Source organism: Streptomyces sp. KL116D, assembly GCF_030766975.1.
Classification (GTDB): domain Bacteria; phylum Actinomycetota; class Actinomycetes; order Streptomycetales; family Streptomycetaceae; genus Streptomyces; species Streptomyces longispororuber_A.
This window is the reverse complement of the sequence record NZ_JASERH010000064.1, coordinates 71,645-88,828: the sequence shown is the minus strand read 5'-3', so window position 1 is coordinate 88,828 and position 17,184 is coordinate 71,645. Positions and strand designations below refer to the sequence as shown.

Genomic DNA, 17,184 nt, shown 5'->3' with positions numbered 1-17,184 from the left:
CCCCTGTCCGTCTGGTGCTCACCGGTGCTCATCATCTGGTCTCGACCACACCGCCGAGCTGAGAGCATAGGTAATCGCACGTACGCGCGGGAGAGACGAAAGGGAACGAGGGACATCGGAATGGCGGAGAGCGGGAGCACTGCCGAGCAGACCAAGGCGGTCCGGGGCCGGGGCGGCGGACCAACCCCCGTACCGCGGGCGACCGTTCGCACCGGCTTCCTCGTCACCCTCGTGCTCGGCGGTCTCACCGCCGTGCCGGCGCTGTCGATGGACATGTACCTCCCGGCCCTGCCGGAGGTCACCGACGTCCTGCACACCTCGGCGGCCACCGCCCAGCTGACCCTCACCGCCTGCCTCACCGGCATGGCGCTCGGCCAGCTCGTGGTCGGCCCGATGAGCGACAAGTGGGGCCGGCGCAGACCGCTCATGGCCGGCCTGCTCGTGTACGTCGTCGCCACCGCCATCTGCGCCTTCGCACCGAACGCCGCCCTCCTCATCGCCTTCCGGCTGCTCCAGGGACTCGCGGGAGCAGCCGGCATCGTGATCGCCCGGGCCGTCGTCCGCGACCTCTACGACGGCGTCGCGATGGCCCGGTTCTTCTCCACCCTGATGCTGATCTCCGGCGTCGCCCCGATCGTCGCGCCCCTGATCGGCGGCCAGGTGCTGCGGATCACCGACTGGCGCGGCGTCTTCGTCGTCCTCACCGTCATCGGCGTCGGACTCACCGCACTGGTGTGGAAGTGCCTGCCGGAGACCCTCGAACCGGAGCGGCGGCACGGCGGCGGCACCGTCGAGGCGCTGCGCACCATGCGCTCCCTGCTCGCCGACCGGGTCTTCGCCGGGTACATGATCGCGGGCGGCTTCGCGTTCGCCGCGCTGTTCGCGTACATATCGGCGTCCCCGTTCGTCATCCAGGAGATCTACGGGGCCTCGCCGCAGACCTTCAGCCTCCTGTTCGGGCTCAACTCGGTCGGCCTGATCGCGACCGGCCAGCTCAACGGCAAGGTCCTCGTCGGCCGCGTCGACCTCGACAAGGTGCTCGCCACCGGCATCGCCCTGATCGTCCTCGCCGCCACCTTCCTGCTCCTGGTCGCCACCGGCGCCTTCGGCGCACCGGAGGACCTGGGCCTCGCCCCCATCGCCACCGGCCTGTTCGTCCTCATGGCGTCGATGGCCCTCGCCACCCCGAACACGAACGCGCTCGCGCTCATGCGCACCCCGCACGCCGCGGGCTCCGCGTCCGCCCTGCTCGGCACGTCCTCGTTCCTGATCGGCGCCGTCGCGTCGCCGCTGGTCGGCGTCGCGGGCGAGCACACCGCCGTCCCGATGGCCGTCGTCCAGCTCGCCTGCGGCCTGGCGGCGGCGGTCTCCTTCATGGCACTGTGCCGCCCTTGGCAGCGCACGGCGACCGCGCCGGCGGCAGGGGAGACGGGGGAGGTGGCGGACCGCTGAGCTCGCCACGACTGCGCCACGGCACACCGGAGCGGGCCGGCCTCGACGCCGACCTGCTGGCCGGTCTCGTACGGGACGTACGACTGCTCTCCGAAGGGTTCAGGCCCTGGTGCTCGGGGGCCGTCATGCTCGCCGGGCGCGGCCCGGTGATCGCCGCCGAGGCCGTCTGCGGCTGGGCGGTGCGCTACGCGGGGTACGACGCGGCGGCCGACCGCGGCGTCGAACTGCCGCCCGCCGCCCGCGTCCCGATGACCCTCGACACCCCCTTCGACCTGGCGTCCCTCACCAAGCTCTTCACGTCGATCGCCGCCGTGCAGCAGATCGAGCGCGGCACGCTCGGCATCGACGCGAAGGTCGGCGCGTACGTCCCCGAGTTCACGGCCGCGGCCCGGCACGGCATCACCGTCCGCCAGCTGCTCACCCACACCTCGGGCCTGCGCCCCGAACTCCCGCTGTTCGACGCCCCCGACCTGCCCGCCCGGCTCGCGCTGCTGCGCGCCGAGGCACCCTCGTCAGCGCCCGGCACGTACCTCTACTCCGACCTGAACATGCTGCTGCTCCAGCACGTCCTGGAGCGCCTCACCGGCCGACCGCTCGACGCCCTGATCCGCGAGGGCATCACCCGCCCCCTCGGCATGACCGCCACCTCGTACGGGCCACGGACCGGCGCCGCCGCCACCGAGGACCAGCGCCGCCCCTGGGGCAAGGCCGACCGGGGCATGCTGCGCGGCGAGGTGCACGACGAGAACGCCTGGGCGCTCGGCGGCGTCGCCGGGCACGCGGGCCTGTTCGCCCCCGCCCACGACCTCGCCGTGCTCTGCCGCACCCTCCTCAACGGCGGCTCGTACGGCACCGCCCGCATCCTCGGCCCCGACTTCGTCGACCTGATGCTGACGGCACCGGGGCTCGGCTTCCGGATCGACCAGCCCTCGTTCATGGGCGAGCTGGCGGGCCACGGCGCGGCCGGCCACACCGGGTTCACCGGCACGTCCCTGGTCCTCGACCCGACCACGGACACGTTCCTGGTGCTCCTCGCGAACACCGTCCACCCGCGCCGCCGCCCGGCGGACAGCACCCCGCGCGCCTCCGCCGCCACCCGCCTCGCCCGTGCGGTCGTCCCGCTCGGCTCCCTTTAAAATCTCCGGGTGAACGCCCCCACCCAGTCGCCCGCCGACACGCTCCGCTCGGCCCTCGCCGGCCTCCTCGACGGCCTGCCGCCCACCCAGGCGGCCCGCGCCGTGGACCGGCTCATCGCGAACTACCGGGGCACCACCCCCACCGACGCGCCGATCCTGCGCGACCGGGCCGACGTCGCGGCGTACGCGGCGTACCGGATGCCGGCCACGTTCGAGGCGGTCCGTGCCGCGCTGGCGGAGCTCGCCGAGGCGGCCGACTGGACGCCCGCCGGTCACCTCGACATCGGCGGCGGCACCGGTGCGGCGGTCTGGGCGGCGCACGACGTGTGGCCGGGGGAGCGGCCCACGACGGTCCTCGACTGGTCGGAGCCGGCCCTCGCGCTGGGCCGTGAACTGGCTTCGCGGGACGCCGGGTTGGCGACGTCGGTGAGCTGGGAGCGGGCCCGCATCGGCACCGGCACGCCGCCGGCGGCCGACCTCGTCACCATCTCGTACGTCCTGAAGGAGCTGACCGAGGCCGACCGTGCGACCGTGGTGGACGCGGCGGCCGGGGCGGCGACCGGTGCCGTGGTCGTCATCGAACCCGGCACCCCCGACGGCTACGCCCGGATCATCGAGGCCCGGGACCGGCTGATCGGGGCCGGCTTCCACATCGCCGCCCCCTGCCCGCACGGCGCGGCCTGCCCGATCGTCCCCGGCACGGACTGGTGCCACTTCTCGGCCCGGGTGGCCCGGTCCTCCCTGCACCGGCAGGTCAAGGGCGGGTCGCTGGCCTACGAGGACGAGAAGTTCGCGTACGTCGCCGCGTCCCGCTTCCAACCCGTCCCCGCCGCGGCCCGCATCGTCCGCCGCCCCCAGATCCGCAAGGGGCAGGTCCTGCTCGACCTCTGCGAGGCGGAGGGGGGTCTGGCGCGGGTGACCGTGACCAAGAAGCACGGCGCCCGCTACCGGGAGGCCCGCGACGCAACCTGGGGCGCCCCGTGGAACCCGCCGACCTGACGCCCCCTGTCCGCCGTCTGCGACCCCGGCGGGGGCATCTCGCGCAGTTCCCCGCACCCCGGATCACTTTCGTCTGCGGCCCGGTGGGGGCTGGTCGCGCAGTTCCCCGCGCCCCTGAGCGTCTGCCATGTGGCGGCCGGATCTTCGAGCGCGGGTCTCGTCGTGCTTGCTCGCGCAGTTCCCCGCGCCCCTGGAAGGCATGCGCTGACGCGCAGCCTTCCCCCACGGGGGAGAGCCCGCCCGAAAGGCGCACCGCTCAGGGGCGCGAGGAACTGCGCGCCCAGCCACGACGCACCTGCAGACAGCGACGGCAGATCAGCCCGTCGGCCCCCAGGGGCGCGGGGAACTGCGCGACGAGCCACGATGCACCTGCACCCCGAGACGAAAGCCCCGCCCGGCAGACGCAGTCGGCACTTCAGGGGCGCGGGGAACTGCGCGAGCAGCCCCCACGCACCCGCACTCACCGATGAACGGGTCCCCCACGGCGAGATGCCCCCCGTTCAGCGGAGCTCAAGCGTGCAGCACTTCACGCTTCCGCCCCCCTTCAACAACTCGCCCAGATCCATCCCCACGGGCACGAACCCCCGCTCCCGCAACGGCTCGAACACCCCCACCGCGGCCTGCGGCAGAAGCACGTTCCGCCCGTCCGACACCGCGTTCAGGCCGAAGGCCATCGCATCGGCCTCGGCCACCACGAGCGCGCCGGGAAACATCCGCCGCAACACCTCCCGGCTCCCCGCGGAGAACGCCCCGGGGTAATACATGACCTCGTCCGCCGCGTCGTCGAGGACGGCCAGCGCCGTGTCCAGGTGGTAGAAGCGCGGGTCGACCAGGTCGAGCCCGATCACCGGCCGCCCGAAGAACTCCTGCGCCTCCCCGTGCGACAGCGGAGACGCCCGGAACCCGCGCCCCGCCAGCACGTACGACGCGGTGACGGCGAAGTCTCCCTCGCCCTCGTTCACGTGCACCGGCTCGCAGACGTCGGCGTACCCGTGCGCCCGGAACCACTCCAGGTGCGCGACCGCCTCCGGCTCCCGCTCGCGATGGGCGAACCGGGCCCCGAGGACCCGCCCGTCGACCACGGTCGCCCCGTTCGCGGCGAACACCATGTCGGGCAGACCGGGGCGCGGGTCGAGCACGTCGACGCCGTGGCCGAGGGCGCGGTACCGGTCGCGCAGGTCTTCCCACTGCGCGACGGCGAGGGGGACGTCGACGGGTTTCGTCGGGTCCATCCAGGGATTGATCGAGTACGTGACCTTGAAGTGCGCCGGTGGGCACATCAGATAGCGCCGGGGTGTGGCGCGCCGTTCCACAGAACGCGGCTTACGCAATGAGGGCTCCTCACGACCGCAGGGGCTGTTGTCGCCCATGGTGCGGTCGGAGGAGCCCTCAAGGCTGTGAACCGAACGGGTGGTTCACCGTGGTACCCGGTCACGAGACGTCGGCCGAGCCGCGCTTCTCCTGCAACTTCCGCAACAACTCGCGCTTCTGTGCCACGGGATCGACCCCGCCGCCGACCTGCCCGCCCCGGCCGCCGCCCCGCAACGCCTTGCGGGAGAGATTGCTGCGGGTACCGCCGACGCCCAGCATTCCGCCTGCTCCACCTCGGGACATGTGCACTCCTCTTCAGCATCCTTGAACGAGACGTCTCGTCTTGTTCGGTATTGCGTCCACTCTGGACGAGACGGAGCGTCTTGTCAACCTTTTACGAGACGGGACGTCTCGGTTCGCCCGCTGCTACATTCGAACCATGTCAGCCACGACAGGCAGCACCGCCGCCAAGAAGACGCCCCCGGACTCCGCCCGCCGCAGCGAACGCTCGCGCCGCGCGATCTACGACGCCGCCCTCGCCCTCATCGGAGAGATCGGGTACGCCCGGACCACCATCGAGGGCATCGCCGCCCGCGCCGGGGTCGGCAAGCAGACGATCTACCGCTGGTGGGGCTCGAAGGCCGAGGTCCTGATGGAGGCCTTCATCGACCTCAACGAGCAGAACGCGCGCGCCGCCGCCGAGAAGCACCCCGGCGCACCGGTCGACGCGAACGGCTTCCCCGACACCGGTGACCTGGAGGCCGACCTCAAGCTCGTGCTGCGCGCCACCGTCGACGAGCTCAAGGACCCCCGCTTCGAGGCCCCGGCCCGCGCGCTCGCCGCCGAGGGCGTCGCCGACCCGCAGTTCGCCGCGGACTTCATCGAGAAGCTGCTCATGCCCGGCCTCGACCAGTACGCCACCCGGCTGCGCACCGCCCAGGACGCGGGCCAGGTCCGCGTCGACGTGGACCCCGAGATCGCCCGGGACCTCTTCGCCGCACCGCTCGCCCAGCGCTGGCTCCAGCTCACCGGCCCGCTCGACCACGCGTACGCGGACAAGCTCGTCGAGTACGCCCTCTACGGGATCAGCGCCCGCCCGAAGAAGTAGCCGCCGTCGCGGCCAGCAGCCCCGGCGCGTCCGAGATGACCCCGTCGCAGCCGAGCCGCAGCACCCGGTCCCGGTCCGCGGGCGTGTTCACGGTGTGCGCCCACACCCGCGGGACGCCCGACCTGACCGCCCGTACGAGATCCGCGTCGCGCGCCTTGTGGTCCATGTCCAGCACGTCGACGTACGGGGCCCAGGCCGCCGGACGGTCGCTCCGCATCTGCCGCGCCGAGCGCCAGAGCTGGGAGATCAGGCCGAGCCGGTGCGCGCGCTCGGCGACGGCCGGGTGGTTGGAGTTCACCAGGACCGAGCGGGTCAGGCCGCGCGAGCGGATCAGCCGCGCGAGCCCCTCCAGGCTGTCCGGGTCCTTGGCCTCCAGCATCAGCACGATCCGGCCGCCGAACCGGTCGAGCACCTCCGCGACCGTCGGCGGCCGCTCGGACCGCCAGCCGCCCGGCAGCGACGCCTCCGGCCGCAGCCGCACGCCCTCCCAGTCCCGCCGGTCCAGATCGCGCACCAGGCCGCCCGAGTAGGTCGTCCGGTCCAGGGTCGCGTCGTGCATCACGACGAGGGTGCCGTCGCGCAGCATCCGGGTGTCGAAGTCGAGGACCTGCGCGGTGCCGCGGTCGAAGGCCGCCGCGAGCCCGGACATGCTGTTCTCCGGCACCTCCAGGGCGCCGCCGCGGTGCGCCGTGTACGTGACGCGGGGGAGGGCGTCCACGGTCAGCGGGCCGCTGCCCCACTCCAGCGGGGGCGCGAACGCCAGACCGGTGAGGGAGAGGGCGCCCGCGAGGCCCATGATCGGTACGGTCCTGCTCACCAAAGTGACCATGGCGACCAAGGTAGGGGTACAAATACCCGCAAATACGGCAATGACACCCTGTGGCCTCTGGCGGCGCTCGATGGTGGGACCATGGTGGTCCGGGACCCACCGGCACTCGGCACGACGGCGATGGTGAGGGGATTTATGGGCGCGGAGCACAACGGCGGCAAACGCACCGGTCTGGGCAGGATCTCCCAGTGGCTGCAGGCCGCCCGGAGCCCGAAGGACACCGGAGCCGACGCCGACCGCGAGTCACTGCTGCTCGCCGCTGCCGCCGCCGGACTGCCCCTCGCCCCCGCCGCGCACCCCGCCGACTACCGATGTTCGTGCAACCGGATCGGCTGTCCCACGCCCGGCAGGCACCCCGTCTCGTTCGCCTGGCAGACCCAGTCCACGACGGACCGCTCCCAGATCGAGCGCTGGGCCAGGCACCAGCCGCTGGCCAACTTCATCACCGCGACGGGCATGGTCCACGACGTCCTCGACGTCCCCCTGGAAGCCGGCCGCGAGGCTCTGGAGCGGCTCCTGTCCACCGGCGTCGAGGTCGGCCCCGTGGCGGAGTCCGGCGGCGACCGGATGCTCTTCTTCACGGCGACGCGCGGCACGCCGGAGGACGAGGACGAGTGGTGGCCCTGCGAGCTGGACTGCCACCCCGAGACGATGGACGAACACCCCGGCATGCGCTGGCACTGCCGCGGCTCGTACGTCCTGGTCCCGCCGGCCCGACTGCCGGGCGACCGGGCGGTGGAGTGGGTGCGCGGGCCCGAGTATCCGCTGCCCGACCCGCTCACCCTCCTGGAGGCCCTGACGGACGCCTGCTCGCGCTACGCGGGAGCGGAGCCCGACTTCACGTCCGCCTGGCCGTAGGCACTCGCGGGCCGTAGGGACTCGTAGGCCGGCAGGACTCGTAAGGCCGTCGGGATCCGTCGGCCGTCACGACCCCTCGGCCGTCACGACCCCTCGGCCGTCACGACCCCTCGGCCGTCGTGATGCCCTCGACCCGGGCCAGCACGTCCACGTCCCCTGACCCCGGCGGGTCGAACGCCGCCTGGTTCGACACGTACCCGTACGTCGCGGACTGCTTGGGCTCGCCCGTCATCAGCGCCTTCACGCTCGCGCCGATCGCCGGCAGGTCCGAACCCGGCGACGCCGTCTGCTTCTCGTAGCGCCGCGTCGCGAAGAACACCAGCGCCCCGCCGTCCTCGGTGCGCAGCGCGACCGGTGCGTAGTCGCCGGAGACCAGCGGCTCGTCGATGTACTGCGTGGAGAGCCCGGGCCGGGTGCCGTTCTTCTTGCGGGACGCGCGCCACTGCGTGGTGTGCTGCCCGTCCGCGAACCCGTCGGCCGCCTCGCTCCTCGGGTCCAGGTAGTCCGCGTACTTCTTGCTGAGGTCGGCCGGCGGCACCGCCAGCCCGCCCGCGTCCGGGGTGACGGCCTCGCCCCAGCCGTCCCCGTCCGTCTTGAACTTCGGCACCTTGCCGTCGCGGAACAGCGTCAGGTACGACACCGCGAACGGCTCGCTGACGTCGTCGCGGGTGAAGACCATGACCCAGCGGTAGCCGGCCAGCCGGTTGTTGTCGGAGTCCGCGACGAACCAGCGGGGCCAGCCCGCCTTCTTGGGGACCGTGAAGCGGGTGTCGGTGAGCTTCAGCTCCGTGTGCTTCGGGTTGCCGTCCGGGTGGAGCGTGCGGCCCGCCTTCAGCTTGGCGGCGTCGATCGCGCCGAGCGCCCCGGTGACGTACTTGGCGTCGGCGGAGCTGTCGTAGGACTTCTCCGCCTTGTTGTACGCCGTCACGAAGGTGTCCAGAGCGCGCGCGGCCTCCGCCTTCGTGGACGTCGGGACGATCTCCAGCTCCCCGTGCACGGTCACGCACCCGCTCGCCGTGAGGGACAGCACGACCGCCGCGGCCGCCGTCACGGCGGGCCTGCCGAGCCTGTTCATGACCTTGCTCATGACGATGACTTCACCTTCCCCTTCCCGGGGGCGAACCCTACCGGGAAGAGGAAGCGCGCACTGCCTCGGCCCTGCGGGACAGCAGCCCGGCCGGCAGGAAGAACAGCGTCAGCGTCGGCACCAAGTACACGAACCAGACGACGACTTGGAGGACCGTCGGGTCGGGCTGGAAGTTGAAGACGCCCTTGAGGAGCGTGCCCAGCCAGCCGTCGGGGGCGATCGTCGAGCTGATGTCGAAGGCCAGCTCGTTCAGACCGCCGATGAAGTCGGCCTCCTGGAGGTCGTGCACGCCGTACGCGAGCACGCCCGCGGCCACGACGACCAGCATGCCGCCGGTCCACGTGAAGAACTTCGCCAGGTTGATGCGGAGCGCGCCCCGGTAGAACAGCCAGCCGAGGACCACCGCGGTGGCCAGGCCGAGCAGGGCGCCGGCCACCGGCTCCGTCGTGCCGTTGCTGGTCGCGTGCACCGCCGTCCACACGAACAGGGACGTCTCCAGGCCCTCGCGCCCGACGGCGAGGAAGGCCGTCACGACCAGGGCCGCCGTGCCCATCTGCAGGGCGGTGTCCAGCTTGCCGTGCAGTTCCGTCTTCAGGTGCCGGGCGGTGCGCCGCATCCAGAACACCATCCACGTCACCAGGCCCACCGCGACGATCGACAGCGAACCGCCGAGCGCCTCCTGCGCCTTGAACGTCATCTCCTGCGAGCCGAACTCCAGGCCCGCGCCGAACGCGAGCGCCACGAACACGGCGACCGCGATGCCCAGCCACACCGGCTTCAGGGCGTCCCTGCGCCCGGTCTTCACCAGGTACGCGACGAGGATGCAGACGATGAGGCTGGCTTCCAGTCCTTCGCGCAGCCCGATCAGATAGTTCGCGAACATCGCTCAGCTCGCCTTCCCGTCGAAGAGCCCGCGGCCCCACCAGTCCTTGTCGTCCCGCACTCCCGGCGGGACCGCGAACACCGCCGAACCCACGTGCTGGATGTACTCGTTGAGGGCGTCCGTCGCCAGGTTCCGCTGCACCGTGATGAACCCCTTGCGCACGTCCTTCTGGTACGCGAGGAAGAACAGGCCCGCGTCGAGACGGCCGAGGCCGTCCGTGCCGTCGGTGAACGAGTAGCCGCGGCGCAGGATCGTCGCCCCGTGGTTGGCGTCCGGGTGCGCGAGCCGCACGTGCGCGTCCGGCTTCATCGCCTTCAGGAACGGCTCGTCGCGCTCCTTCGCCTTGCCGACCGGCGCGCCCTCGCCCTTGTCCCGGCCGAAGACGTCCTCCTGCTCCTGCAGCGAGGTGCGGTCCCAGGTCTCGATGTTCATCCGGATCCGCCGGGCGACGAGGTACGAGCCGCCGCTCATCCAGTCGGGGCCGTCGGCCCACACGTGCCGGTCGAGGCGGTCCGTCTCGGTGCCCGCGATGTTGCGGGTGCCGTCCTTGAAGCCCATCAGGTTACGAGGGGTCAGCGCGTCCGGCGTGGTCGACGACGTCTTGCCGAAGCCGAGCTGCGACCAGCGGATGGCGACCTTGCCGAAGCCGATCCGGGCCAGATTGCGGATGGCGTGCACCGCGACCTGCGGGTCGTCGGCGCAGGCCTGCACGCACAGGTCGCCGCCGCTGCGCGCCTTGTCGAGGTTGTCGCCGGGGAACTTGGGCAGCTCCACCAGCGCCTCGGGCCGGCGGCCGGATATCCCGAACGCCTTCCCGTACTTCTCGAAGAGGGAGGGGCCGAAGCCGATGGTCAGCGTCAGCCGCGACGGCTTGAGGCCGAGCGCCTCACCGGTGTCGTCCGGCGGTGCCTCGGCGAGCCCGCCGTACGCGCCCTCGCCGACCGCGCGCCCCTCCGTCATCAGGGCGGCGGCCTTCGTCCAGTCCTTGAGCAGCTGGACGAACTCCTCGCGGTCCTCGGTCCTCACGTCGAACGCCGCGAAGTGCAGCCGGTCCTGCACCGCCGTCGCGATGCCGGCCTGGTGCGCGCCGTGGAACGGCACCGCGCCGCCCGACTCGGCGGCCGGCGCCATGTCGTCACCGCTGTCGGAGCGGGTCAGCGCGACCGCGCCGCCCGCCGCCGCCGCGCCGAGCGCGAGCCCGGCACCGCCGACGGCGAGCAGGGAACGCCGGGAACGCCCGGGCGCGGCGGGTGAGTTGGAGGTCTCGTCCGGCATGGCGGCCCTCTCCTCGTGGTTCGTGCTCACGGCTGCGGACTACTTGACGACCGCGGCGGCCAGCTTCGACAGCGGCTCCGCCAGCGCGTTGACCGCGTCCGACAGTTCCTTCTGGTCCGCCTTGCCGACCTTGTCGTAGGAGGTGAACTCGTAGCCGCTCTTGTCCTCGCGGTACTTGTCGAGCAGCGTGTCCAGGGCCGCGAACTGCTTGTCGAGCTCCTTGGTCAGCGCGGCGTCGTTCTCCGACGCGACCGGCTTGAGCAGCGTGTACGCCTTCTCGGCGCCCTCGACGTTGGCCTTGAAGTCGACGAGGTCGGTGTGCGAGTAGCGCTCCTCCTCGCCGGTGACCTTGCCGGTCGCGACCTCGTCGAGCAGCTCCTTGGCGCCGTTGGCCATCGAGGTCGGCGTGATCTCGGCCTTGCCGACCCGCTGCTGCCAGTCCTGGAGGTCCTTGTCGAGCAGATCGGCCAGCTCCTTCTCCCGCGAGCCGATCTTCTTGTCCGCCCACAGCGCCTTCTCCAGGCGGTGCCAGCCGGTCCAGTCCGTCTTCACGTCCTGGCCCTCCTCGAGACCGTCCTCGCGGACGTCGACCTTCGGGTCGATGTCGCCGAACGACTCGGCGACGGGCTCGGTGCGCTCCCAGCCGATCCGGGAGGTGGCGTACGCCTTCTTCGCGGCGTCCAGGTCGCCCTTGCGGACGGCGTCCGTGAAGTCCTTCACCTTCGGCAGCGTCTCGTCGGCCTGCGCCTGCACGTACTGCCGGTAGGCGGCGACGGCGGCGTCCAGGCGCGGGTCGCGCTTGGCCGCGGCCTTGCCGCCGGTGGCGGTGACGTCCTGGCGGTGGCCCTTGCCCTTCATGCCGGGGATGCAGGCGATGCGGTAGTCGCCGCTCTTCACCTCGGCGGTCAGGGTGTGCTTGGTGCCGGGGCCGATGTTCTCGCGCTCGGAGACGATCCGGTCGTCCGGGAAGAGGATCTCCACCTCGGTGACCCGGGACCCCTTGTTCTCGACGGCCAGCTCGACGTGCCCGGCCGGGAACTCGGTCTTCGACACCTTGCAGCTGTCGTCGGTGGCGGTCACCTTGATGGCACCGGAGCCGCCGGCTTTGGCGTCGCTCTTCTCGGTGCAGCCCGTGACGACGGTCAGGGCCGCCACCGTGGCGACGGCGGTGGCGACGGAGAAGCGGACGGCTCGCATGCGGGCTCCAAGGAAGTACACAGCTTGATCTGCTACGGCTCGGTGTTAGGCGGCCCTAACTTATATGAGGCTTACCTCAGTGCTACCCGTCCGATCCGTGATTCACCTCTCATGAAAACCGCCTGGTCGCGACCCGGATACGAGCGACCCTCGGACGACCCAGGGGTTGGTCAAAGGACGGTCAAGCGGCGCCTCGGGCGTGGTTCACTGCCCCCGTGAACGACATGAGTGGCTACGACGTACTGCGCGTCTTCTGCGGCCCCGACGGCCGTCACGGCAACGAGCTCGGCGTCGTACGCGACGGAACCCGGCTGCCCGGCCGCGAGCAACGGCAGGCGTTCGCGGGCAAGCTCGGCTTCAGCGAGACCGTCTTCGTCGACGACCCCGAGCGGGGCGTCATCGACATCTACACGCCGACCCTGCGGCTGCCCTTCGCCGGGCACCCCTGCGTCGGCTCGGCCTGGCTGCTCGACGTGCCCGAACTGGTCGTCCCCGCGGGCGTCGTCGCGACGCGCCTCGACGGCGAGTTCAGCTGGATCGAGGCGCGCGCCGAGTGGGCCCCGCCGCGCACGCTGCGCCAGTACGCGTCCGTCGCCGACGTGGACGCCCTGCCGGTGCCGCCGCCGGGGGAGTGGATCTACGCGTGGGCCTGGGAGGACGAGGCGGCGGGCCGGGTCCGGGCCCGGGCCTTTCCCGGCCGCGACGACGGGATCACCGAGGACGAGGCGACCGGAGCGGCGGCCCTGCTGCTGACGGACCGCCTCGGCCGGGCGCTCAACATCCGCCAGGGCCGCGGCTCCCAGATCCTGACGGCGCCGCAGCCGGAGGGCTTCGTGGAGGTCGGCGGGCGAGTCCGCCTTTCGAGCCCCTCCGCCCCGTGAGCCCCTCCGCCCCGTGAGCCCCTCCGGCGATTGAGGAGCGGGGTCCGGGGCGGAGCCCCGCGGCCCCGGCCCCGGCCCCGGCACGGCTCAAGACCTACGCGGCCGAGGAGAACTCCTCACCCAACGCCCTGAACACCCCCGTGTTCAGGGCGAAAGCCCGCTTGCACTCGGCCACCACCCGCTGCTTCTCCAGCTCGTCCACGCCGATCCGGTCGAGCAGCTCGCGATACCCCCGCTTGAACGCCGCCGGGTTCCCCACCCGCTCGAACACGTAGAACCGCACCCCGTCGCCCTTGCGCGCGAAGCCCCAGGTCTTCTCCGCCTTGTCGCGGATGATCTGGCCGCCCGACAGGTCGCCCAGGTAACGGGTGTAGTGGTGCGCCACGTATCCGGCGGGCCAGCTCCGGACGCACTCCTCGACCCGCGCCGCGTACGCCGCCGTGGCCGGCAGCGCCGTGGCCCGCTCGCGCCAGTCCGCGCCCCGCAGATGTGCCAGATCGCGCTCCAGCTCCGGCACGCGCAGCAGTTCCGCCTGGAGGAACGGGCCCGCGACCGGGTCGTCCGCGAGTCGCTCCGTGCCGTCCTCAAGTGCCTTGTAGACGAACCACAGTTGCTCCGTGTACCGCGCGTAGGCGTCCACGCCCAGCGCCCCGCCCAGCAGGTCGCTCATGAACGTCGACGTCTCCGCCTCGGTGTGCTGCTCGTGCGAGGCAGTGCGGATCAGAGTGGAGAACGGGGTGTCCATGGGGCCTCCGCCGGCGAGTTCTAGGTAGGTTAGGCTTACCTAACATAACAGCTTCCCGACATCCTGTCGGTAAAAACGTACCCGGATTCCCGATCAAGGGAACGTAAAGAGGAACGCAAAGAGAAAGCCCGCCCCTCGAAGGGGGCGGGCTGTGTCGGCGGGCGGGCCGGGACCAGGGACTGTCGGCCCTAGGGCAGCGTGAGGATCTCCGCGCCGGTCTCCGTGACCACCAGCGTGTGCTCGAACTGGGCCGTGCGCTTGCGGTCCTTGGTCACGACGGTCCAGCCGTCGGCCCACATGTCGTACTCGTACGTGCCGAGCGTCAGCATCGGCTCGATCGTGAACGTCATCCCCGGCTGGATCACGGTCGTCGCGTGCGGGCTGTCGTAGTGCGGGACGATCAGGCCGCTGTGGAACGAGGAGTTGATGCCGTGGCCCGTGAAGTCACGCACGACCCCGTAGCCGAAGCGCTTGGCGTACGACTCGATGACCCGGCCGATGATGTTGATCTGGCGGCCCGGCTTGACGGCCTTGATGGCGCGGTTCAGCGACTCGCGCGTCCGCTCGACGAGCAGCGTCGACTCCTCGTCGACGTCGCCGACCAGGTACGTGGCGTTGTTGTCGCCGTGCACGCCGCCGATGTACGCCGTCACGTCGAGGTTGATGATGTCGCCGTCGCGCAGCACCGTGGAGTCGGGGATGCCGTGGCAGATGACCTCGTTGACGCTCGTGCACAGCGACTTGGGGAAGCCGCGGTAGCCGAGGGTGGAGGGGTAGGCGCCGTGGTCGCACATGTACGCGTGGGCGATCCGGTCCAGTTCGTCCGTGGTCACGCCCGGCGCGATGGCCTTGGCCGCCTCGGCCATGGCCTGCGCCGCGATCCGCCCGGCGATCCGCATCGCCTCGATCGTCTCCGGGGTCTGCACCTCGGGGCCCTTGTAAGGAGTCGGCGCGGGCTTGCCGACGTACTCGGGGCGCCGGATGTTCCCGGGCACGGTGCGGAGGGGGGACTGTTCCCCCGGTACGAGGAGCGCGGGCGACGACTGCGACTGGCCAGACATGCCAGCGAGTGTAACGAGCGGCAGTGGGGGACCATGGCCATGAGCGTTCTGAGGAGAGGAGTCGGTCGTGGCCCTGTTCAAGAAGCGGACCGTCGGGAAGCCGGGCGAGTGGTACTACTGCCTGGAGCACCAGAAGGTCGAGGAGGGGCCCGAGTGCCCCGCCAAGGACCGGTTCGGACCGTACGCGTCCCGTGAGGAGGCGGAGCACGCGATGGCCACCGCCCACGAGCGCAACCTCAAGTGGGAGAACGACCCGCGGTGGCACGACGTCGCCGCGCGCGGCGAGGACGACGACGCCCGGGACTAGACAGGACGCGGGGGCGGCCGGCGCGAAGCCGGCCGCCCCCGCGGCACGGGTGCCTCAGGCCGCGGACCGACCGCCGGCCGCCCGCAGGGCCGCCGCGTGCTCGTCGCGCCGGCCTCGGCGTGCTCGTCGGTCCTGGCGTCGTACGTGAGGATCTTCGGGAGCACGGCCGCCAGCGCCGCCACCGAGGCGACACAGGCCACGCCGCCCGACCAGATCGCCGATCGGGTGCCGGTCCAGCCGGCCGCGGCGCCCGCGCGGAGCTGACCCAGCTGCGGGCCGACGCTGTACGAGAGGACCTCGATGCCGGCGAGACGGCCGCGCAGCGCGTCCGGGATCGTCTGGTTCCAGATCGTGGAGCGGCCCAGGCCGCTGACCATGTCGCCCGCCCCGGCGGCCGCGAGGCAGAGCAGCACCAGCCAGACGTTCGAGAACCAGCCGGCCGCCGCGACGGCCAGGCCCCACGCGGCGGCGCCGCCCACCACGAGCAGTCCGTGCCGGTGCACGCGGGACGTCCAGCCGCTGGTGAGCGAGCACAGCAGCGAACCGACCGCGCCCGCCGCGTACATGAGCCCGAGCGACCAGTCCGCGTCCAGCTCGTCCGCGAGGAACGGGAAGACCGTGTTCGGGAACGCGAAGAACATCGCCGCCATGTCGATCGCGTACGTGCCCAGCAGCACCGGCCGCGACCACGCGTACCGCGCCCCCTCGGCCAGCGAGCGCAGGGACGGCTTCGTCGCGTCGTGCGAGGCGGGGGCGGGCGCCAGGCGCGTGCACAGGGACACCGAGACGGCGAAGCCGACGACCGTCACGGCGTACGCACAGGCGTGGGCCGCGTAGGCGACGACGACACCGGCGAGGGCCGGGCCCGCGATCGCTCCCACGTTCCAGCGCAGCGAGTTGAGGGCCGCGGCCGCGGGCAGCTGGTCGTGCGGGACGATCCGGGCGATCAGCGAGTCGAGCGCCGGGCGTTGCAGGCCCGCGAGTCCGGAGACCGCGGCCGCCACGACGTACAGCGGCCACAGCAGCGGGTCCGGCAGCAGGGCGTTCACCAGCAGGACGAGCGCGAGACAGCCGAGGCCCGCCTCCGTCCACAGGATCACCCGGCGGCGGTCGACGGCGTCGGCGAGCGCCCCGCCGTACAGCCCGCACACCACCAGCGGCACCAGCTCCACCGCGCCCATCGCGCCGACCGCGAGCGGCGAGTCGGTCAGGTCCTTGATCTGGAGCGGCAGGGCGACCATCGCCATGAAACTGCCGAAGTACGTGACGAGGCCCTGCACCCAGAGCAGCCGGAAGTCCCGGACGGATCGCCAGGGAGTCAGGTCGGGGAGCAGCGCGGAGAGCTTTCGGGACACAAGCGCCCATGCTCGGTCGGCCGGGACGGCCCTGTCGAGCGGATTTGTCTCACCAGCGGGCCGGCGGCGGCGCCGTCAGCTGGTCCGCGAGGCGGGACAGACGGTCGCGGAACCGGCGCCGGCTGCGCGGCGCCGGCATCGCGTTCTCCCCGGCCGCCGCGCTGACCAGGTGCTGCACGGTGTCGAGATCGAGGTCGGTGTCACCGGGCACGGTCAGCGCGTCGTGGGCCAGCGCGTGCAGATCGGAGTTGTCGGCGGGGCCCGCGTCCAGGGCGAGCACGGTCGCCCCCGACCGGCGGGCGTCGTGCACCCGCTCCAGCAGCGGAGCGCCCACCGCGTCGGGCGTCACCACCAGGAGCGTCTCGCCGCGCCGGGCCGCCGCGAGCCGGCCGAGACCGACCGCGAGGTGCGCCGGATCGCCGGGCCGCGCCGCGTGGCGCACCAGCGTCGGCGACAGCTCGGGCGTACCGGACCAGGCCGCCTCGTCGACCAGGTGCGCCGCCAGGTGCCAGGGCTCGTACTCCTCGGTGCCCACCAGCAGGAGCCCGCCGCCGTGCGCACCCACCGAGGAGCGCAGCGCCCCCGCGAGACGACGGGTGGCGGCGGGCCACTCCGTACCGGCGAGGACCTCGCGCAGCAGCGCTACTCGTACGGCGTCCATGGCGCGCATGGTGCCCCACGCACCGTCCCCGGAGGCTGC

Annotated in this window: 18 protein-coding genes; 7 read left to right on the top strand and 11 right to left on the bottom strand. The window is 72.2% G+C overall.

From position 1 onward, the window contains the following. Positions 1 to 120 precede the first annotated feature (120 nt). Genes RBJ77_RS26380 through RBJ77_RS26370 form a run of 3 tightly spaced genes read left to right on the top strand, consistent with a single transcriptional unit; the run spans position 121 to position 3,587 of the window. On the top strand, positions 121 to 1,452 hold the full coding sequence (locus tag RBJ77_RS26380) for a multidrug effflux MFS transporter (protein ID WP_372347318.1): 1,332 nt from the start codon (positions 121 to 123) through the stop codon (positions 1,450 to 1,452). Then, positions 1,392 to 2,588 carry a serine hydrolase domain-containing protein gene (locus tag RBJ77_RS26375; RefSeq protein ID WP_372347317.1) on the top strand — a complete coding sequence of 399 codons (1,197 nt, stop codon included), beginning with the start codon at positions 1,392 to 1,394 and terminating at the stop codon, positions 2,586 to 2,588. Before RBJ77_RS26380 ends, RBJ77_RS26375 begins: the two co-directional genes overlap by 61 nt. 9 nt (positions 2,589 to 2,597) lie before the next feature. Then, the gene (locus RBJ77_RS26370) at positions 2,598 to 3,587 is read left to right on the top strand and encodes a small ribosomal subunit Rsm22 family protein (RefSeq protein WP_372347316.1); all 990 of its coding nucleotides are present in this window, start codon (positions 2,598 to 2,600) and stop codon (positions 3,585 to 3,587) included. 500 nt (positions 3,588 to 4,087) lie between these two features. Here the strand turns inward: RBJ77_RS26370 and ddaH are convergent, their stop codons facing one another. Together ddaH and RBJ77_RS26360 are read right to left on the bottom strand one after the other, a co-directional pair. Next, a complete protein-coding gene (gene ddaH / locus RBJ77_RS26365) occupies positions 4,088 to 4,900 on the bottom strand; it encodes a dimethylargininase (RefSeq protein WP_372347315.1) in 813 nt (270 codons plus the stop codon). 118 nt (positions 4,901 to 5,018) lie between these two features. Further along, positions 5,019 to 5,201, bottom strand: coding sequence for a DUF6243 family protein (locus RBJ77_RS26360; protein ID WP_372347314.1), 183 nt, complete (start codon positions 5,199 to 5,201; stop codon positions 5,019 to 5,021). A gap of 136 nt (positions 5,202 to 5,337) precedes the next feature. On the opposite strand from RBJ77_RS26360, the gene RBJ77_RS26355 reads away from it, so the two are divergent. Beyond that, positions 5,338 to 6,006, top strand: coding sequence for a TetR/AcrR family transcriptional regulator (locus tag RBJ77_RS26355; protein WP_372347313.1), 669 nt, complete (start codon positions 5,338 to 5,340; stop codon positions 6,004 to 6,006). Here the strand turns inward: RBJ77_RS26355 and RBJ77_RS26350 are convergent. Then, positions 5,984 to 6,835, bottom strand: coding sequence for a glycerophosphodiester phosphodiesterase (locus RBJ77_RS26350; protein WP_372347312.1), 852 nt, complete (start codon positions 6,833 to 6,835; stop codon positions 5,984 to 5,986). The genes RBJ77_RS26355 and RBJ77_RS26350 overlap by 23 nt on opposite strands. Before the next feature lie 135 nt (positions 6,836 to 6,970). On the opposite strand from RBJ77_RS26350, the gene RBJ77_RS26345 reads away from it, so the two are divergent. Further along, entirely contained in the window at positions 6,971 to 7,693 is a 723-nt protein-coding gene (locus RBJ77_RS26345) for a bifunctional DNA primase/polymerase (RefSeq protein ID WP_372347418.1), read from the top strand. A gap of 100 nt (positions 7,694 to 7,793) precedes the next feature. Here the strand turns inward: RBJ77_RS26345 and RBJ77_RS26340 are convergent, their stop codons facing one another. Genes RBJ77_RS26340 through efeO form a run of 4 tightly spaced genes read right to left on the bottom strand, consistent with a single transcriptional unit; the run spans position 7,794 to position 12,135 of the window. Continuing rightward, positions 7,794 to 8,780 (bottom strand): hypothetical protein, encoded by a 987-nt coding sequence (locus tag RBJ77_RS26340; RefSeq protein WP_372347311.1) that lies wholly within the window; start codon positions 8,778 to 8,780, stop codon positions 7,794 to 7,796. Positions 8,781 to 8,817: 37 nt separating this feature from the next. Further along, on the bottom strand, positions 8,818 to 9,663 hold the full coding sequence (gene efeU, locus RBJ77_RS26335; RefSeq protein WP_372347310.1) for an iron uptake transporter permease EfeU: 846 nt from the start codon (positions 9,661 to 9,663) through the stop codon (positions 8,818 to 8,820). 3 nt (positions 9,664 to 9,666) lie between these two features. Next, positions 9,667 to 10,938, bottom strand: a complete 1,272-nt coding sequence (gene efeB / locus RBJ77_RS26330) for an iron uptake transporter deferrochelatase/peroxidase subunit (RefSeq protein ID WP_372347309.1) — start codon at positions 10,936 to 10,938, stop codon at positions 9,667 to 9,669. Positions 10,939 to 10,977: 39 nt separating this feature from the next. Continuing rightward, the gene (gene efeO / locus RBJ77_RS26325) at positions 10,978 to 12,135 is read right to left on the bottom strand and encodes an iron uptake system protein EfeO (RefSeq protein WP_372347308.1); all 1,158 of its coding nucleotides are present in this window, start codon (positions 12,133 to 12,135) and stop codon (positions 10,978 to 10,980) included. Between the two features lie 224 nt (positions 12,136 to 12,359). Between efeO and RBJ77_RS26320 the strand changes: the two genes are divergently transcribed. Then, a complete protein-coding gene (locus tag RBJ77_RS26320; RefSeq protein ID WP_372347417.1) occupies positions 12,360 to 13,016 on the top strand; it encodes a PhzF family phenazine biosynthesis protein in 657 nt (218 codons plus the stop codon). Between the two features lie 94 nt (positions 13,017 to 13,110). Here the strand turns inward: RBJ77_RS26320 and RBJ77_RS26315 are convergent, their stop codons facing one another. Together RBJ77_RS26315 and map are read right to left on the bottom strand one after the other, a co-directional pair. Beyond that, positions 13,111 to 13,761, bottom strand: a complete 651-nt coding sequence (locus RBJ77_RS26315; protein ID WP_372347307.1) for a heme oxygenase (biliverdin-producing) — start codon at positions 13,759 to 13,761, stop codon at positions 13,111 to 13,113. Between the two features lie 188 nt (positions 13,762 to 13,949). Next, entirely contained in the window at positions 13,950 to 14,822 is an 873-nt protein-coding gene (gene map, locus RBJ77_RS26310) for a type I methionyl aminopeptidase (RefSeq protein ID WP_372347306.1), read from the bottom strand. A gap of 67 nt (positions 14,823 to 14,889) precedes the next feature. On the opposite strand from map, the gene RBJ77_RS26305 reads away from it, so the two are divergent. Continuing rightward, positions 14,890 to 15,129 (top strand): hypothetical protein, encoded by a 240-nt coding sequence (locus tag RBJ77_RS26305; RefSeq protein WP_372347305.1) that lies wholly within the window; start codon positions 14,890 to 14,892, stop codon positions 15,127 to 15,129. Here RBJ77_RS26305 and RBJ77_RS26300 read toward each other — a convergent pair. Next, positions 15,126 to 16,484: an MFS transporter gene (locus RBJ77_RS26300; RefSeq protein ID WP_372347304.1), complete on the bottom strand. Its 1,359-nt coding sequence runs from the start codon at positions 16,482 to 16,484 to the stop codon at positions 15,126 to 15,128. The two genes, RBJ77_RS26305 and RBJ77_RS26300, sit on opposite strands and share 4 nt — an antisense overlap. A gap of 49 nt (positions 16,485 to 16,533) precedes the next feature. Continuing rightward, positions 16,534 to 17,145 (bottom strand): hypothetical protein, encoded by a 612-nt coding sequence (locus RBJ77_RS26295; protein ID WP_372347303.1) that lies wholly within the window; start codon positions 17,143 to 17,145, stop codon positions 16,534 to 16,536. Positions 17,146 to 17,184 lie beyond the last annotated feature (39 nt).

What these genes read in the sequence shown, in the direction of transcription:
- RBJ77_RS26360 (WP_372347314.1), bottom strand. Translation starts at nt 5,201, where the DNA reads ATGTCCCGAGGTGGAGCAGGCGGAATGCTGGGCGTCGGCGGTACCCGC.
- RBJ77_RS26320 (WP_372347417.1), top strand. Translation starts at nt 12,360, where the DNA reads ATGAGTGGCTACGACGTACTGCGCGTCTTCTGCGGCCCCGACGGCCGT.
- RBJ77_RS26315 (WP_372347307.1), bottom strand. Translation starts at nt 13,761, where the DNA reads ATGGACACCCCGTTCTCCACTCTGATCCGCACTGCCTCGCACGAGCAG.
- efeO (WP_372347308.1), bottom strand. Translation starts at nt 12,135, where the DNA reads ATGCGAGCCGTCCGCTTCTCCGTCGCCACCGCCGTCGCCACGGTGGCG.
- map (WP_372347306.1), bottom strand. Translation starts at nt 14,822, where the DNA reads ATGTCTGGCCAGTCGCAGTCGTCGCCCGCGCTCCTCGTACCGGGGGAA.
- RBJ77_RS26340 (WP_372347311.1), bottom strand. Translation starts at nt 8,780, where the DNA reads ATGAGCAAGGTCATGAACAGGCTCGGCAGGCCCGCCGTGACGGCGGCC.
- efeB (WP_372347309.1), bottom strand. Translation starts at nt 10,938, where the DNA reads ATGCCGGACGAGACCTCCAACTCACCCGCCGCGCCCGGGCGTTCCCGG.
- efeU (WP_372347310.1), bottom strand. Translation starts at nt 9,663, where the DNA reads ATGTTCGCGAACTATCTGATCGGGCTGCGCGAAGGACTGGAAGCCAGC.
- RBJ77_RS26345 (WP_372347418.1), top strand. Translation starts at nt 6,971, where the DNA reads ATGGGCGCGGAGCACAACGGCGGCAAACGCACCGGTCTGGGCAGGATC.
- RBJ77_RS26380 (WP_372347318.1), top strand. Translation starts at nt 121, where the DNA reads ATGGCGGAGAGCGGGAGCACTGCCGAGCAGACCAAGGCGGTCCGGGGC.
- RBJ77_RS26355 (WP_372347313.1), top strand. Translation starts at nt 5,338, where the DNA reads ATGTCAGCCACGACAGGCAGCACCGCCGCCAAGAAGACGCCCCCGGAC.
- RBJ77_RS26350 (WP_372347312.1), bottom strand. Translation starts at nt 6,835, where the DNA reads ATGGTCACTTTGGTGAGCAGGACCGTACCGATCATGGGCCTCGCGGGC.
- RBJ77_RS26295 (WP_372347303.1), bottom strand. Translation starts at nt 17,145, where the DNA reads ATGGACGCCGTACGAGTAGCGCTGCTGCGCGAGGTCCTCGCCGGTACG.